Source organism: Kitasatospora sp. NPDC089797, assembly GCF_040684795.1.
GTDB lineage: Bacteria > Actinomycetota > Actinomycetes > Streptomycetales > Streptomycetaceae > Kitasatospora.
In genome coordinates, this window is sequence record NZ_JBFBGS010000016.1 from 1 (window position 1) to 15,910 (window position 15,910).

Consider the following 15,910-nt stretch of genomic DNA (forward strand, 5'->3'; position numbering starts at 1 on the left):
GGGGGGGCGGCGTGCGCCCCACTTTATGGGGGGTTTGGTGGGGTTCACTTCCGCCCCGGGCCGGGGGGGGGGGGGCGGGCCCCCGGCGGGGGGGGCCCCCCGTCCGGTGTCGGACCCGTGTACGGGCGCCGGGTTCAGCGTCGGCCGACCGGCTCCGGCGACATCGTGGCGCCGACGATCGGCGCCGGGCCCTCGGCCGGTCCGCTGTCGCCGTGACCGGGCCACCACGCGCGGTGGCCGAGCAGGGCGGTGACGGACGGGGTGAAGAACATCGCCATCACGAAGGCCGCCAGCACGATGCCGAAGGCCAGCGAGAAGCCCAGCTCCATGAAGAGCACGTTGCCCGCGAACATGAAGGTCGCGAACGACGCCGCCAGGATGAAGCCGGCCGCCGCGACGGTCGGCCCGCCGTGCTTGACCGCCTCGCGGGCCGCCTCGCGCGGGCTGCGGCCCGAACGGGCCTCCTCCCGGAGGCGGGCGATGATCAGGATGTTGTAGTCCGTGCCGATCGCGACCACGAACAGGTAGATGAAGATCGGCAGCATGAACATCAGGCCCGGCTCGCCCTTGATGTTCTGGAACAGCAGGGTGGTGGCGCCGAGGGTGCCGCCGAAGCCCAGGCCCACCGAGGCCATCAGGTACCAGGGGGCGACCACGCTGCGCAGCTGCAGGCCCAGGATGATCATGATGAGCAGGGCTGCGATCGGGAAGACCAGCGTGTAGTCGTGCACCATCGCGGTGTTGATGTCCTTGTACACCGAGGTGATGCCGCCGACCAGGGCCTTGGTGTCGGCCGGGGCCGCCGAGTGGGCGGTGTCGCGGACCTTCCCGACGGTGTCGATGGCCTGGTTGGAGGCCGGGGCGTCCTTGAGCAGCACCGTGTAGTCGGCGGTCGCACCGTCGGCGCTGACGGTCTTGGCGCCGGCGGTCGGCGTGACGACCGTGGCGACCCCGGCGACGCCTTGGAGCTGCTCGCCGAAGGCCTTGATCGCACTGTCGCTGAGCTTGGCACCGTTGGTGGAGGTCAGGTAGACGTGGCTCGGGTCGGCGGCGCCGGCCGAGAACGCCGTCATCAGCTTGTCCTGGACGACCATCGACTCCTTGCCCTTGGGCATCGAGCTGCCCGCCAGGTCGTAGGTGCCGTTGTAGTTGATGCCGGCCAGGGCCAGCACGACCAGGATGCCGCCGGAGACCAGGGCCACCAGGCCGGGCTTCTTGCCGGTCATCCGGCCGAGCGCGGCGAAGCGGGCGTTCTGCGGCTCCTGCATCCACTTCTTGCCGGGCCAGAACACGGCCTTCGACGGGATCACCGCGAGCACCGCCGGGGCCAGGGTCAGCGAGACCAGGGCGGTCGCGATGACCGCGATGGCCAGCGCCGGGCCCAGCGCGGTGAACATGCCGAGGCTGGACAGGATCAGCACCGCGAAGGCGACGGCGACGGCACCGGCGGCGGAGGCGATCGCCTCGCCGACCCGGCCGACCGCGTTGGCCACCGCGGTCTTGCGGTCCTCTCCCAGACGCAACCGCTCGCGGTAGCGGAAGGCGAGGAAGAGGAAGTAGTCGGTGCCCACACCGAGGACCACGATGATCAGGATCGCCGAGGTCATCGGGGAGGACTTCAGGTCGAACATGTCGATCGCGCGGGCGATCAGGCCGTTGGACACCGGCATCGCGACGGCCAGGGCGAGGATGACCGGCAGGATGCCGGCCAGGATGCTGCGGAAGATGATGCCGACGATCAGGATGACGAGCAGCAGGCTGCCGAACATCACGATGGCGTCGGTGGCACCGGAGGCGTCCTGCTGGTCCAGGCTGCTGGCGGCCTGGCCGCCGACCTGGAACTTCAGCCCGGTGCCGTCGGCGAGGCTCGTGCCCTCACTGCGCAGCTTCTTCGCCGCGTCCGTGTACTCCGGGCTCTGCATCTTGGCCTTGTCGATGGCGACCATGGACAGCGCGTACTTGCCGTCCTTGGACTTCGACGCCTTGGGGTCGACCGGGAGGATCTTCTCGACCGCGGGGATGTGCGCGGCGGTCAGACCGTTGACGACCTTGTCCATCGAGGCCTGGTCCGCGTCGGTGAGCGCCTGGCCGTCGTTGCGCTCGAAGAGCAGCAGCGCGGCCGGGGTGAAGCTGGACGGGAATGCCTGCTCCTGGAGCTGCGCCGCCTGGATGGACTCGTAGTGCTTGGGCAGGAAGGCGGATTCGTCCGTCTGCGAGGTGACCTTGGGCGCCGACGCGACGATGGCGATCATCGCGACGACCCACGCCGCGATCACCCACCAGGCGCGACGGACGACGAAGTGTCCTAGTCGGTGGAACATGCTCGAATGCCTCCTGGGCATGGTTCACCGCAGCCCTTGGGGGACGGGACGCCGGGCGACGGCAGGACCGGCCGGGCCGCGCGCGCTGGCGCTCCCTAGCCGGTCGGCAGGTAAGTGGGACTGGGCGTCATCCTACGAGTACCTGCTTGCCGTGCGGCAAGGAGCCCCCGTGTTCCAACCCCCGTGCGGGACCGGCCCGAACCGGCCCCGCCCCAGTGTCTCGTGCCCGTGGTGCGTTTGACCTCGTGCTCCGGGTGGAGACATCTCCCCCTCAGGGTGGAGCCCGTCCCCTACCCCCGGGGAGGAGACCTCAGGGTCCCGGGATCAGGGGTGCCCGACCCCGCCCGCGCGCCGGGCACCGAGCGTGCCCGCCCGTACCCGCTCCGCTCCGCTCCGGCGCGCCCGCGCGCCCGCTCACCTGCGGGGCCGGGCGCCCGTCCGGCCCGCCGTGCGTCATGATGATCACCGTCCGGAATCCTCCGGACGGACGGATGAACGGCGGCGGAACGGAGCCCAGCCATGATCCCCTTCGACGAGGACCGCGCCCGGCTGCTGCTCACCGAGGCCTGCGCCGCCGCCGGACTGCCCGACCCGCTCGGGGCCCGGCTGCTCGCGCTCGGCGAGAACGCCGTCTTCGACCTCGTCGACCCGGCCGTGGTCGCCAAGGTCGGCCGCGCCCCCGAACTGCGCGACCGGGCCCGCCGCGAGCTGGCCGTCGCGCACTGGCTGGCCGACCAGGGCCTCCCGGTGGTCCGCCCGTACGAGGCGCCGACGCCCGAGCCCCAGCTCGCCCACGGGCACCCGGTCACCTTCTGGCACCGGCTCGCCCCCGCCGTCCGCCCCGCCCGCCCGGCCGACCTCGCCCCGCTGCTGCTCGCCCTGCACGCGCTGCCGCTGCCGCCCTTCCCGGTCGGCCGGCGCGACCTGCTGGCGCCGGTCGAGCGCTGGCTCGCCTCCGCCGAGGGACACGTCGACCCCGCGGACGTCGCCTTCCTGCGCCACCGCCGGGACTCCTTCGCCGCCGCCCTGCCCGAGCTCGCGCCACAGCTGCGCCCCGGGGTGATCCACGGCGACGCGCTGCCGCGCAACGTCCACGTCGGCCCGGACGGGCCGGTGCTGCTCGACCTGGAGACCTTCGCCGACGACCTGCGCGAGCACGACCTGGTGGTGCTCGCGCTCAGCCACGACCGCTACGGCGTGCCGGACGCGGAGTACCGGGCGTTCACCGAGGCGTACGGGCGGGACGTCCGGGACTGGTCCGGCTTCGCGGTGCTGCGCGGGGCCCGGGAGACCGCCAGCGCCTCCTGGGTCGCCCAGCAGGCGGTCGGGAACCCGGCCGCGCTGGCGGAGTTCGGCCGCCGGGTCGCCTCGCTCCGCGAGGGCGCCGCCGACGTGCGCTGGTACCCGTTCTGAGGGTGCGCCGCCGCCCCGGCCGACCTGCGGGAGCCGGACCGGTCGGGTGCGATCGGGTGTGCCCGGGTGTGAGAAGACTCCTAGGCCGGATCCGTCCGGCGCGCAACCGGGACACGTACGATCGGCGTCCTATCGCACAGTCATCCTGACCGAGGGATCGGCACCCTTCTCGCCCCTCAGGAGCCGCCACCATGCACCGGACCGCCCCCCGTCGCCGCTCCCCCCTCCCCCTCCTCCCGGGCCGTCCGACCGGCCGTCGCCTGCTGGTCGCGGGCTGCGCCGCGGTGGCCGCCGTCCTGGGCCTGTCCGCGTGCGGCACCGCCAACGGGGCGCTCCAGCCGAGCACCACCGCCGCCTCGCCGCGGCCGACCGACAGCGCGGCCACGACCCTCGCGCCCGCCCCCGGCTCCGACGCCGCCACCGGCTCAGGCTCCGGCTCCGCCGCACCGCCGGCCGCCGTCCGGCCGCACACCCCGGCCGCGTCCGGCCACGGCCCGACCGGCAGCGCCCACGGCACCCCCGCCGCCTCGCCCACCGCCACGACCGCGCAGCCCGCACCCCCCGTGCACGCCGGGTCGCCGACCAGGGTGATCGGCTCCACCGCCACCGGCGGCCGCACCGTCGCGCTCACCTTCGACGACGGCCCCGGCCCGGCCACCGGCCAGATCCTCGACCTGCTCGCCCAGTACCACGTCAAGGCCACCTTCTGCGAGATCGGCCAGAACGCCGCCGCCAACCCGGCCCTGGTCAAGCGGGTCCTGGCCGGGGGCCACCGGCTCTGCGACCACAGCGTCCACCACCCGCAGCCGTTCGAGAAGCTCCCGCACGACAAGGCCGCGTACGAGATCGGCGCCGCCCGGGACATGATCGTCCGGGCCGGCGGCCCGGGCACCCGGGTCGACTGGTTCCGCGCCCCCGGCGGCGGCTTCAACGCCGACAACGAGCACATCACCGCGGGCCTCGGGATGTCCTCGCTCGGCTGGTCCGTCGACCCGCGCGACTGGTCCCGCCCCGGCGTGCCCGCGATCGTCGCCACCGTGCAGAAGCAGCTCAAGCCCGGCGGGGTGATCCTGATGCACGACGGCGGCGGCGACCGCAGCCAGACCGTCGCCGCGCTCAAGCAGCTGCTGCCCTGGCTGGTCGCCCAGGGGTACACCTTCGACTTCCCCGCCTCGTAGGGCAGTTGGGCAGTCCTCCGGGCCGCCGGGAGGGCTCAGCCGGCGGCGCCCGGTCGGGCGCCGCCGCGCACCGTCACCCCCGGTCGTCCGGGGTCGGCCTGGACGGCCAGCGCGGGTCGACCTCGGCCTGCGGGTCCTTGCCGCGGCGCAGCCAGGCCTGGAGGCCCTCGGCCCAGTCCCGGTACCAGCCGACCTGCCGCCGGTGCAGCTCGGCCGGGGCCACCTCCCCCACCTCGGCCGGGTAGCGCCCGGCCAGCGCGACGGCGACCCGCACCGCGGCCAGCGCGTCGCTGCCCGCCTCGTGGGCGTCCGTCAGCTCGACCCCGTACACCTCGCAGACCCGTTGCAGGGTGCGGGAGCCCTTGCGGTACTTGTCCACCGCCCGGTCGATCACCAGGGCGTCCAGCACCGGCCCGACCGGGGCGCCGAGGCGCTCGGCGAGCGTGGGCAGCCCGTGCCGGCGCAGCTCGGCGTCGAGCAGCGAGAGGTCGAAGGGCGCGTTGAACGCCACCACCGGCCGGCCGTCCGCGATCCGCGCGCAGAGCGCCGCGGCTATCTCCTCCACCGCCTCCTTGGCCTGCCGCCCCCTGCTGCGCGCCACCACGTCGCCGATCCCGTGGATCGCCTCCGCCTCGGCGGGGATCGGCACTCCGGGATCGAGCAGCCAGTTGGCCGCCTCCACCCGGACGGCGCCGACCGTGTCCACGAGCGCGGCCGTGACGATGCGGTCCACGGCCGGGTCGGTGCCCGTGGTCTCCAGGTCGAAGCCGACCAGTGGCTGCTGCCACCAGCTCATCAGGTCTGTCCTTCCGTCCTCCTGCACGAAGCCCCTATCATCACCCGCCCCACCGACAACCCGGCCGCCGGGGAGCCGATCAAGGGGGCCGGTCCGGGCGGTACGGCGACGGTCCGGGCCCGCCCGGCGGCGGGCCCGGACCGGTGAAGTCGGGGGCGGGGCAAGGGAGTCGAGGGCCCTCAGTCGGCCGTCAGGAGGGTGCGGCCGAGCCAGTCGGTGGGGTCCTGGGCGCCGGGGAGGGTGTAGAAGTAGCCGCCGCCGGTGGGGCGGAGGTGGCGGGCGAGGGGTTCGGTGTTCAGGCGGGTCTGGACGGCTTCGAACTGGCGCTTGACGTCCTGCTGGTAGCAGCAGAAGGCGAGGCCGAGGTCGGGTTCGCCGTCGGGGTCGAGGCCGCGGTCGAAGTTGAAGGCGCGGCGCAGGATGCGGCTGGGGAGGGTGGCGTCGGTGCGGGGGTTGGCGAGGCGGATGTGGGAGTCGAGGGGGATGACGGCGCCGTCCGGGTCGTGGGTGTAGTCGGGGGCGTCGGTCTCGCCGGCGGCGCCGAGCGGGGCGCCGTCGTCCTTGCGGCGGCCGATCAGGCGTTCCTGCCGGTGCAGCGGGACTTCGTCCCAGCCGGCGACCAGGGTGCGGACGGCGCGGACGACCTGGTAGCTGCCGCCGACGGCCCAGCGGGGTTCGTCGCCGCCGGCGCCGACCCAGACCAGGTCGTCCATCTGCCGGGCGGATTCGGTGTCCGGGTTCTCGATGCCGTCCTTGAAGCCGAGCAGGTTGCGGGCGGCGCCGGTGGGGCGGGAGCGGTTCTGGAAGCCGTCGAGCTGCCAGCGGGGCCTGGTGAGGCCGGTGGTGCGGCGGAGCAGGTCGCGGATGGTGTGCTGGACGGTGTCGCGGTTCTCGGCGCAGACCTGGAGGCAGAGGTCGCCGTGGCATTCGGCGGGGCGCAGGGCGTCGACCGGGAAGGCGGGCATGGCGGTGAGGCGGCGCGGGCGGCGGTCGGTGAGGCCGTAGCGGGTGTCGAAGAGGGAGGCGCCGACGGAGAGGGTGACGGTGAGGTCGTCGGCGGGCAGGACGGGGCCGAGGGTGCCGCTGTCGGCGGGGGCGGCGTCGGGGCCGAGGTCGGGCGGGGTGCCGCCGGCGGTCAGGAAGCGGATCCGGTCGGTGAGGGTGCGCAGCAGGGTTTCCAGGGCGGCGCGGTCGCGGGCGGTGACGTCGAGGGCGAGGAAGGTGCCGTAGCCGGGTGGCGGGTTGAGGATGCCGGCCTGGTGGGGGCCGTGGAACTCGATCCGCCCGCCGGGGCTGCGGGGGGCCGCGGCGGCGGGGGCGGCGGCGGGGAGGGCGGCGGCGGGGAGGGCGGCGAGGGCGGTGGAGGCGCCGAGGGCGGTGCGCAGCAGGGTGCGGCGGGTGGCGCGGGGGTGTTCGGAGCCGGTCGGGTGCGGGCTGTCGATCATGGGACCGGACGCTATGGCGGGCGGCCCCGGCGGGCGGACGAGCGCGCCGGGGCGGTGTGGTCCCATCGAATGACTACCGGTCGGTCACCAGCCGTACGGCCTACCGGCCGGCCGGGGTGGGCGGGCCGGGGTGTCGCCGGGGGCCGTCACGGCGCGGGGCGGTGCAGGGTGACGTCGATCGGGTCCTCGGCGGCGACGGTGAAGCCGTGCCGTTCGTACAGCCGCCGGGCGGCGCTGCCGCGCAGGACGACCAGGTGGACGGCCTCGCCCGCGGCGTCGGCGTCGGCGAGGAGGTGGCGCAGCACGGCGGTGCCGAGGCCGCGGCCCTGGAGGTGCGGGGCCAGGTAGAAGAGCTCCAGGTGGCGCCCGCCGGAGGTGTCGGGGCGGATCGTGACGCAGCCGGCGAAGGCCCCGTCGACCTGGAGCACGGAGGTGTGCCGGGGGGAGAAGGACTTCCGTACCCGTTCCCGGGAGCGGTCCGGGTCCCAGCGGCCGAGGCGTTCCAGGTCGGCGCGCATGACCTGGGCCTTGAGGTCGACGATGGGGTCGAGGTCCTCGGGGCGGGCCGGTCGCAGGGTCCAGGCGGGGAGGCTGTTCACGGCGCGCAGTGTCGCACCGGGGCCCGGCTCCTGGCCAGGGGAGGTCTCAGGACACGTTCCGGGAGTCCGCCCAGACGCCTTCGAACTCCTCGCGGTAGACCTCCAGCAGCCCCGGTTCGCTGCCGCCGGGCTGCTGGCCGGCGCCGCCGCGCAGGATGAGTGCCGGGGACTCCATGCCGCGGGAGCGGCGCAGGTAGGGCTGGATGACGCCGAGGTCGCGGCTCTGCCGGCGGCCGGCCACCGGGCCGGTGGGGCGGGGGCCCTCGACCAGGTAGGCGGTGAAGCGCGGGGTCTCGTCGAAGACCCGGATCTCGAAGCCGCCCTGGTCCCGCAGCCGGGCCCGGACCCGCCGCACGTGCATGATGTTCATCTCGATCGAGCGGGACAACTCGCCGCGGGTGAGGCCGAGTTCGCGTTCGCGGCGGCGGACGGCGCTGCTCGCCGGGTTGAGGAACAGCAGCCGGACCCGGCAGCCCTCGCCGGCCAGCCGGACGAGGCGCTTGCCGGTGTAGTTCTGGCAGAGCATGCCGAGGCCGATGCCGAGCGCGTCGAGGCGGCGGGCGCCGTCGAGCAGGTCCTCGACCGGCAGGTCGCGTTGCAGCCGGACCCGGTCGGCGTGCACCGCGACCACGTCGGCGTAGCGGCCGGCGACCAGGGACTCGACCACGTCGGCGGGCACCCCGCCGGCGCCGCCGTCCAGGACGGCCAGCAGCCGGGCGGCGGCGCGCTCGGTCTGGGCCAGTACGGTCTGGGTGAGCACCCGGTTGCGGGAGACCACGTGCCGGGCCACTTCCAGTTCGTCCAGGGCGAGTTCGATCTCGCGCCGGTCGGCGAGGAAGGGCTCGAAGCAGGGCCAGTGCTGGACCATGAGTTCGCGCAGCTGGGGCAGGGTGAGGAAGACCAGCGGGTCGTCGTCGGCCGGGTCGAGCAGGTAGCCCTTGCGGCGGCTGACCTCGCGGACGGCGCCGGCCCGGTGGGCCCACTCCTCGCCGGCCGGTCCGGCGGCGGCGGTGACCCAGTCCTCGCCGTGGGCGGGGGCGTAGATCGGGTGCAGCACCTCGTCGACGAGGGCGCGCAGCCGCTGTTCGACCAGGTTGAGCCAGACGTAGGCGCGGCCGGACAGCCGGACCCGCTGGTAGGCCTCCTCCCACTCGCCGGCCGACCAGGCGAGTGCGGGGACTTCGACCGGGCCGCCCTGGGCGGGCACCAGGGCCCGGCCGGTCAGGGTGGGGCGCATGACGACCGTGGGCGCCTCGCTGCGGGTGCCGCCCCGGTCGGGGCCGTCGGGCCCGGAGCCACGGCCGCCGGCGGGGAACACCATGCGCCACCTCATCTGGTTGCTGCTCGTTCTGCCCCGGGGCGTTGACGGAGTGTCGGGAGTCCGCGGGATCGGCCGGGGCGGCCGGACGATCAAGGGTACTGCCCGCCGCGAGCCGCTCGCAGCCGGTTGGGCGAGGGGCCCTCCGGGGCACCTTCCGCACCGGAGGCCGCAGTCTTCACACGAATGCCCGCCGGACACCCGTTCGGAGCAACCCCGGCGGAACCTCCCGGACGGCGGGGAAGGGCTCGGGGAGTATGCGGGCTGTGCCGTGCGTCACGGCGCGCGACCGCCGCACATGCCCGGCCGCCCGGCCGGGAAGAGAGCGTCCGGGCCCGGGCACACGACCGGGCCGGACGCCGGTCAGCGCTTCGGACGACACGTCAGTTGCCTTACACCACAAGGAAGTTGTCACAGGGAAGTTGAGGACTCATGCAGGTCTGGCCCGGTAAGCCCTACCCCCTCGGCGCCACCTACGACGGGGCCGGCACCAACTTCGCGGTGTTCTCGGAGAGTGCCGACCGGATCGAGCTGTGCCTGATCGACGAGGACGGCTCGGAGACCGCCGTCGAACTGCGCGAGACGGACGCCTTCGTCCGGCACGCCTACCTCCCGGGCGTCCAGCCCGGCCAGCGCTACGGGTTCCGGGTGCACGGCCCGTACAACCCGGGCCTGGGCCAGCGGCACAACAGCGCCAAACTGCTGCTGGACCCGTACGCCAAGGCGATGAGCGGCCACATCGACTGGGACGAGTCCGTCTACGGCTACCACTTCGGCGCGCCCGAGCGCCGCAACGACCTCGACTCCGCCCCGCACACGATGCACTCGGTGGTGATCAACCCGTACTTCGACTGGGGCACCGACCACCCGCCGCGCACCGACTACCACCGCACCGTCATCTACGAGGCGCACGTCAAGGGCCTCACCCGGCTGCACCCGGGCATCCCGGAGGAGATCCGCGGCAGCTACGCGGGCCTGGCCCACCCGGCGGTGATCGAGCACCTGGCCAAGCTCGGCGTCACCGCGATCGAGCTGATGCCGGTGCACCAGTTCGTCCGCGACCACCGGCTGCGCGACCTCGGCCTGGCCAACTACTGGGGCTACAACACCGTCGGCTTCTTCGCCCCGCACTCCTCCTACTCCTCCACCGGCGACCGCGGCCAGCAGGTGCAGGAGTTCAAGTCGATGGTCAAGGCGCTGCACGCGGCCGGGATCGAGGTCATCCTCGACGTCGTCTACAACCACACCGCCGAGGGCAACCACCTCGGGCCGACGCTGTCGATGCGCGGCCTGGACAACGTCTCCTACTACCGCCTCGCCCGGGACCAGCGCTTCTACGAGGACACCACCGGCACCGGCAACAGCCTGCTGATGCGCAGCCCGCACGTGCTCCAGCTGATCATGGACTCGCTGCGGTACTGGGTCACCGAGATGCACGTGGACGGCTTCCGCTTCGACCTCGCCGCGACCCTGGCCCGGCAGTTCCACGAGGTGGACCGGCTGTCCTCGTTCTTCGACCTGGTCCAGCAGGACCCGGTGGTCTCCCAGGCCAAGCTGATCGCCGAGCCCTGGGACCTCGGCGAGGGCGGCTACCAGGTCGGCAACTTCCCGCCGCTGTGGACGGAGTGGAACGGCATGTACCGGGACACCGTGCGCGACCTGTGGCGCGGCGAGAACGCCACCCTGGCCGAGTTCGGCTCCCGGCTCACCGGCTCCTCCGACCTCTACCAGGACGACGGCCGCCGCCCGATCGCCTCGATCAACTTCGTGACCTGCCACGACGGTTTCACCCTGCGCGACCTGGTCTCCTACAACGACAAGCACAACCAGGCCAACGGCGAGGACAACCGGGACGGCGAGTCCTTCAACCGGTCCTGGAACTGCGGCGTCGAGGGCCCCGGAACCGACCCCGCCGTCGAGGAGCTGCGGGCGCGCCAGCAGCGCAACTTCATCGCCACCCTGATGCTCTCCCAGGGCGTGCCGATGCTCTCGCACGGCGACGAACTCGGCCGCACCCAGCAGGGCAACAACAACGCCTACTGCCAGGACAACGAACTGGCCTGGGTGCACTGGCCCGAGGGCGACGGCCCGGCGGCCCGGCTGCTGGAGTTCACCCAGGGGATGATCTGGCTGCGCCGCGACCACCCGGTGTTCCGGCGCCGGCGGTTCTTCCACGGGCGGCCGGTGTCCGGCCGGCACGGCTCGGTGGTGCCCGCGCCGAACGGCTACGACGACCTCACCGACATCGCCTGGTTCACCCCCGCCGGGGAGGAGATGACCAAGCGCAACTGGGGCGCCAGCTACGCCAAGTCGCTGACCGTGTTCCTGAACGGCTACGCCATCTCCGAGCCGGACCGGCGCGGCGGGCGGATCGTCGACGACTCCTTCCTGCTGATGTTCAACGCCCACTTCGAGCCGCTGGAGTTCACCGTGCCCGCCGACCACGGCCAGGAGTGGCAGGTCGTGGTCGACACCGCGCAGCCCCGGCTGCCCGCCCCCGGCACCGGGGCCCGGGTCAAGGCCGGGGACGCGCTCTGCCTGACCGACCGCTCGCTGATGGTGCTGCAGCGGCCCGCCTGATCCCCGGGGCGGCCCGCGGATCCCGCGGTCACCTGTTCGGATCAGCAGCGGGTCTTGGCGGCGGGCCCGGCCGGGTACCTATGGACCTATGACCTCCGCCGCCGAGCCCGCGCAGCCCCGCCCGGCCGCTACCCACCCCACCGCCAGCTACCGCCTCCAGCTCCAGCCCGGATTCACCCTGCCCGACGCCACCGCCGCCGTCCCCTACCTGGCCGCGCTCGGCGTCTCCCACCTGCACCTGTCCCCGCTGCTGGAGGCCGTCCCCGGCTCCACCCACGGCTACGACACCGTCGACCACACCCGGATCAGCGAACAGCTCGGCGGCGAGGACGCACTGCGCGCCCTCGCCGCCGAGGCGCACCGGCACGGCCTGCGGCTGATCGCCGACGTCGTCCCCAACCACATGGCCGTGCCCGTCCCCGAACGGCTCAACCGGCCGCTCTGGCAGGTGCTGCGGGACGGGCCCGACTCGCCGTACGCGCGCTGGTTCGACATCGAGTGGACCGCCCAGACCGGCCCCGCCGACGCCCCCGGACGCGGCCGGGTGCTGCTGCCGCTGCTCGGCGACCGGCTCGGCGCCGTCCTCGACCAGCTGGTGGTGGACGGCGACACCCTGCGCTACCACCGGCACGAGCTGCCGCTGCGCCCGGGCACCGCCGGGCTGCCGCTGCCCGAGCTGCTGGCCCGCCAGTGGTACCGGCTCGCCTGGTGGCGGCTGGCCCGCACCGAGCTGAACTACCGGCGCTTCTTCACCGTCAACGAGCTGATCGCCGTGCGGGCCGAGGACCCGGAGGTCTTCGCCGCCACCCACGCCGTCCTGCTGCGGCTGCACGCCGACGGCGTCCTGGACGGGTTCCGGATCGACCACCCGGACGGGCTCGCCGACCCGCGCGGCTACCTGCGCAGGCTGGCCGGGGCCACGGGCGGCGCCTACACCGTGGTCGAGAAGATCCTCACCGGCGGGGAGCGGCTGCCCGCCGACTGGCCGGTGGCCGGCACCACCGGCTACGACGCGCTGCGCCGGATCGACGGCGTGCTCACCGACCACGCGGGCGCCGCCCGGCTCACCGGCGCCTACCGGGCCTTCCTGCACGGCGGGCCGGTCCACGGCGGGCCCGCGGGCGGCCCGTGCGAGGACCCGCACCCGGCGGTGGCCGCCGCCCGGCGCGGCCGGGCCGAGATGACCGGGCCCGACGGCGAGCTGGGCGCCGAGGTCGAGCGGCTGGTCCGGATCGCGCTGCGGATCGGCGCCGCCGAACCCGCGCACGCCGACCACGCGCCCGGGCAGCTGCGCGCGGCGCTGCGCCGGCTGCTCACCGACTACCCGGTGTACCGGCCGTACGCGCGCCCCGGGGAGCCCGCCGCCGACCCCGGCCTGGCGGTGGACGACACCGCGGACCCGACCGAGCGCCTGGTCGCCGCCCTCGCCCTCGGCGGACTCGGCGACGGCGCCGACCACCGGGAGTTCTGCGCCCGCTTCGCCCAGACCGCCGCCGCGGTGGCCGCCAAGGGCGTCGAGGACACCGCCTTCTACCGCTGGAACGCGCTGCCCGGCCTCAACGAGGTCGGCGGCGAGCCCGCCCGGCCCGGGCTGCACCCGGCCGAGTTCCACGACTGGTGCCGCTACCTGGAGCGGGCCTGGCCGCTCAGCATGACGGTGCTCTCCACCCACGACACCAAGCGCAGCGCCGACGCCCGGGCCCGGCTCGCCGTCCTCGCCGAACAGCCGGAGGCCTGGGCCGCCGAGGCCGCCGCGTGGTCCACCGCCGCCGGACCGGCCGGGGCCGGGCTCGACCGCGACGCCGACTGGCTGCTCTGGCACACCCTGGTCGCCGCCTGGCCGATCGGCCCGGACCGGCTGGTCGCCGCGCTGCTCAAGGCCGCCCGCGAGGCCAAGCTGCACACCTCCTGGACCGCCCCCGACGCCCGCTACGAACAGGCCCTGGAGCAGCGCGCCCGCGCGGTGTACGGCAACGCCGGGCTGCTCCCCCGGATCGAGGGCACGGTGCGGGCGCTCGGCCCGTACGCCCGCGCCAACACCCTGTCCGCCGCCCTGCTGCACCTGACCGTCCCGGGCGTGCCGGACCTCTACCAGGGCAGCGAGGAGCCGCTGTACACCCTGGTGGACCCGGACAACCGGGGCGTGGTCGACCTCGGCGCGCTCGCCGTCCGGCTCACCGACTCCGCCACCCCGCGCCCCGGCGACCTCGCCCGCGAGAAGCTGCACCTCACCACCACCGCCCTGCACCTGCGCCGCTCCCACCCGCTCGGCGCCTACCGGCCGCTGGCCGCCCCCGACCACCTGCTCGCCTTCGCCCGCGGGGAGGACGTGGTCACCGTCGTCACCCGGCTGCCGTACGGGCTGGCCCGGGCGGGCGGCTGGCGGGACGCCGTGCTGGAACTGCCGCCCGGCGGCCCCTGGACGGACCGGCTGTCGCTGCGCGGCTTCCCGGCCGGGACGGTGCCGGTGGCGGAACTGCTGGCGGCCGCCCCGGTGGCCCTGCTGAGGAGGAGGGGATGAGGGTGGCCCGGTACGAGGTGTGGGCGCCGAACGCTTCGACCGGCGTCCAGGTCGAAGTCGACGGTGCGGCCCACGCGTTGGCGCGCCGACCGGACCGCGAGGGCTGGTGGTCCGGGCAGGCCCCCGACGGCGACTACGCCTTCCGGCTGGACGGCGGCCCGCCGCTGCCCGACCCGCGCTCGCCCCGGCAGCCGCACGGCCCCGACGGCCCCAGCCGGGCGGTGGACCACACCGCCTTCCGCTGGTCGCGGACCGGCTGGCGCGGGCGCGCGCTGCCCGGCGCGGTGCTCTACGAGCTGCACGTCGGCACCTTCACCGCGCGCGGCACCTTCGACGCGGCCGCCGACCAGCTCGACCACCTGGTCGAACTGGGCGTGGACTTCGTCGAACTGATGCCGGTCTGCCCGTTCCCCGGCAAGCACGGCTGGGGCTACGACGGGGTCTCGCTGTGGGCCGTGCACGAGCCCTACGGCGGCCCCGAGGGCCTCAAGCGCTTCGTGGACACCGCCCACCGCAAGGGCCTCGGGGTGATCCTCGACGTGGTGCACAACCACCTCGGCCCGTCCGGCAACCACCTGCCCGCCTACGGCCCGTACTTCACCGACCGGCACCACACCCCGTGGGGCTCGGCGGTCAACCTGGACGCGCCCGGCTCGGACGAGGTCCGCGACTACCTGATCGGCAGCGCGCTGGCCTGGCTGCGCGACTACCGGATCGACGGCCTGCGGCTCGACGCGGTGCACGCCCTCGTGGACGACCGGGCCGTCCACTTCCTGGAGGAACTCTCCTGCGCCGTCGAGCGGTTGGCGACGACGGAGAACCGCCCGCTGTTCCTGGTCGCCGAGTCCGACCTCAACACCCCGCGCACCACCGCCGCCCGGGAGGCCGGCGGCCAGGGCCTCACCGCCCAGTGGAGCGACGACTTCCACCACGCCCTGCACTGCGCGCTGACCGGCGAATCCCAGGGCTACTACGGCGACTTCGCCCGCGCACCGCTGGCCGCCCTGGCCAAGGCGCTGCGCCACGGCTTCTTCCACGACGACAGCTGGTCCACCTTCCGGGGGCGCCGCCACGGACGCCCGTTCACCCCGGGGGCGGGCCACCGGCTGCTCGGCTACCTCCAGACCCACGACCAGGTCGGCAACCGGGCCCTCGGCGACCGGATCTCCACCTCGCTGACGCCCGGCCGACTGGCCTGCGGCGCCGCGCTGGTGCTCACCTCGCCGTTCACCCCGATGCTGTTCATGGGCGAGGAGTGGGGCGCCGCCACCCCCTGGCAGTACTTCACCGACCACACCGACCCGGCGCTCGCCGAGGCCGTCCGGCAGGGCCGGCGGCGGGAGTTCGCCGAGCACGGCTGGGCCGCCGAGGCCGTCCCGGACCCGCAGGAGCCGGCCACCGTGCTGCGCTCGGTGCTCGACTGGACCGAGCCGCGGCGCGCCCCGCACTCCGAACTCCTGGACTGGTACCGGACGTTGATCCGGCTGCGGCGCACCCGGCCGGAGCTCGCCGATCCGGACCTCGGCGCGGTGCGGGTGGCGTACGACGAGGCGGCGGGCTGGCTGGTGGTGCACCGGGGGCCGTACCGGGTCGCGGTCAACCTGGGCCCGGGCGAGGCGGCGCTGCCGCTGGCGGGCACCGGGCGGGAGGTGGTGGCGGCCTTCGGGACGGCGGCGCTGGAGGGCGCGGCGGTGCGGCTGGCCGGGGACGCGGTGGCCGTCGTGCGCCTGTAGCCGATC

General features: G+C 74.7%; 10 protein-coding genes. 5 read left to right on the forward strand and 5 right to left on the reverse strand.

All coding sequences use genetic code 11. The features are described from left to right. Positions 1-134: 134 nt before the first annotated feature. Positions 135-2,321 carry an MMPL family transporter gene (locus AB0O91_RS14615; RefSeq protein WP_363432004.1) on the reverse strand — a complete coding sequence of 729 codons (2,187 nt, stop codon included), beginning with the start codon at positions 2,319-2,321 and terminating at the stop codon, positions 135-137. 519 nt (positions 2,322-2,840) lie between these two features. Between AB0O91_RS14615 and AB0O91_RS14620 the strand changes: the two genes are divergently transcribed. Next, positions 2,841-3,734 carry an aminoglycoside phosphotransferase family protein gene (locus AB0O91_RS14620; protein ID WP_363432007.1) on the forward strand — a complete coding sequence of 298 codons (894 nt, stop codon included), beginning with the start codon at positions 2,841-2,843 and terminating at the stop codon, positions 3,732-3,734. A 191-nt stretch (positions 3,735-3,925) separates the two neighbouring features. Beyond that, positions 3,926-4,912 carry a polysaccharide deacetylase family protein gene (locus tag AB0O91_RS14625; RefSeq protein WP_363432010.1) on the forward strand — a complete coding sequence of 329 codons (987 nt, stop codon included), beginning with the start codon at positions 3,926-3,928 and terminating at the stop codon, positions 4,910-4,912. 73 nt (positions 4,913-4,985) lie between these two features. Here AB0O91_RS14625 and AB0O91_RS14630 read toward each other — a convergent pair whose 3' ends face one another. The 4 genes from AB0O91_RS14630 to AB0O91_RS14645 form a co-directional block, all read right to left on the reverse strand. Then, positions 4,986-5,708 carry an exonuclease domain-containing protein gene (locus AB0O91_RS14630; protein ID WP_363432013.1) on the reverse strand — a complete coding sequence of 241 codons (723 nt, stop codon included), beginning with the start codon at positions 5,706-5,708 and terminating at the stop codon, positions 4,986-4,988. 179 nt (positions 5,709-5,887) lie between these two features. Continuing rightward, on the reverse strand, positions 5,888-7,153 hold the full coding sequence (locus tag AB0O91_RS14635) for a Dyp-type peroxidase (protein ID WP_363432016.1): 1,266 nt from the start codon (positions 7,151-7,153) through the stop codon (positions 5,888-5,890). Positions 7,154-7,299: 146 nt separating this feature from the next. Further along, positions 7,300-7,752, reverse strand: a complete 453-nt coding sequence (locus AB0O91_RS14640; RefSeq protein WP_363432019.1) for a GNAT family N-acetyltransferase — start codon at positions 7,750-7,752, stop codon at positions 7,300-7,302. Between the two features lie 46 nt (positions 7,753-7,798). Continuing rightward, positions 7,799-8,989 (reverse strand): SAV2148 family HEPN domain-containing protein, encoded by a 1,191-nt coding sequence (locus AB0O91_RS14645; protein WP_363432384.1) that lies wholly within the window; start codon positions 8,987-8,989, stop codon positions 7,799-7,801. Positions 8,990-9,502: 513 nt separating this feature from the next. On the opposite strand from AB0O91_RS14645, the gene glgX reads away from it, so the two are divergent. From glgX to treZ, 3 genes are all read left to right on the forward strand, one after another. Further along, a complete protein-coding gene (glgX, locus tag AB0O91_RS14650) occupies positions 9,503-11,650 on the forward strand; it encodes a glycogen debranching protein GlgX (RefSeq protein WP_363432021.1) in 2,148 nt (715 codons plus the stop codon). Positions 11,651-11,738: 88 nt separating this feature from the next. After that, complete coding sequence (gene treY / locus AB0O91_RS14655) at positions 11,739-14,171, forward strand: malto-oligosyltrehalose synthase (protein ID WP_363432024.1); 2,433 nt, start codon at positions 11,739-11,741, stop codon at positions 14,169-14,171. Further along, complete coding sequence (gene treZ, locus AB0O91_RS14660; protein WP_363432027.1) at positions 14,168-15,904, forward strand: malto-oligosyltrehalose trehalohydrolase; 1,737 nt, start codon at positions 14,168-14,170, stop codon at positions 15,902-15,904. The genes treY and treZ overlap by 4 nt, the downstream gene beginning before the upstream one ends. The last annotated feature ends 6 nt before the right edge of the window (positions 15,905-15,910 follow it).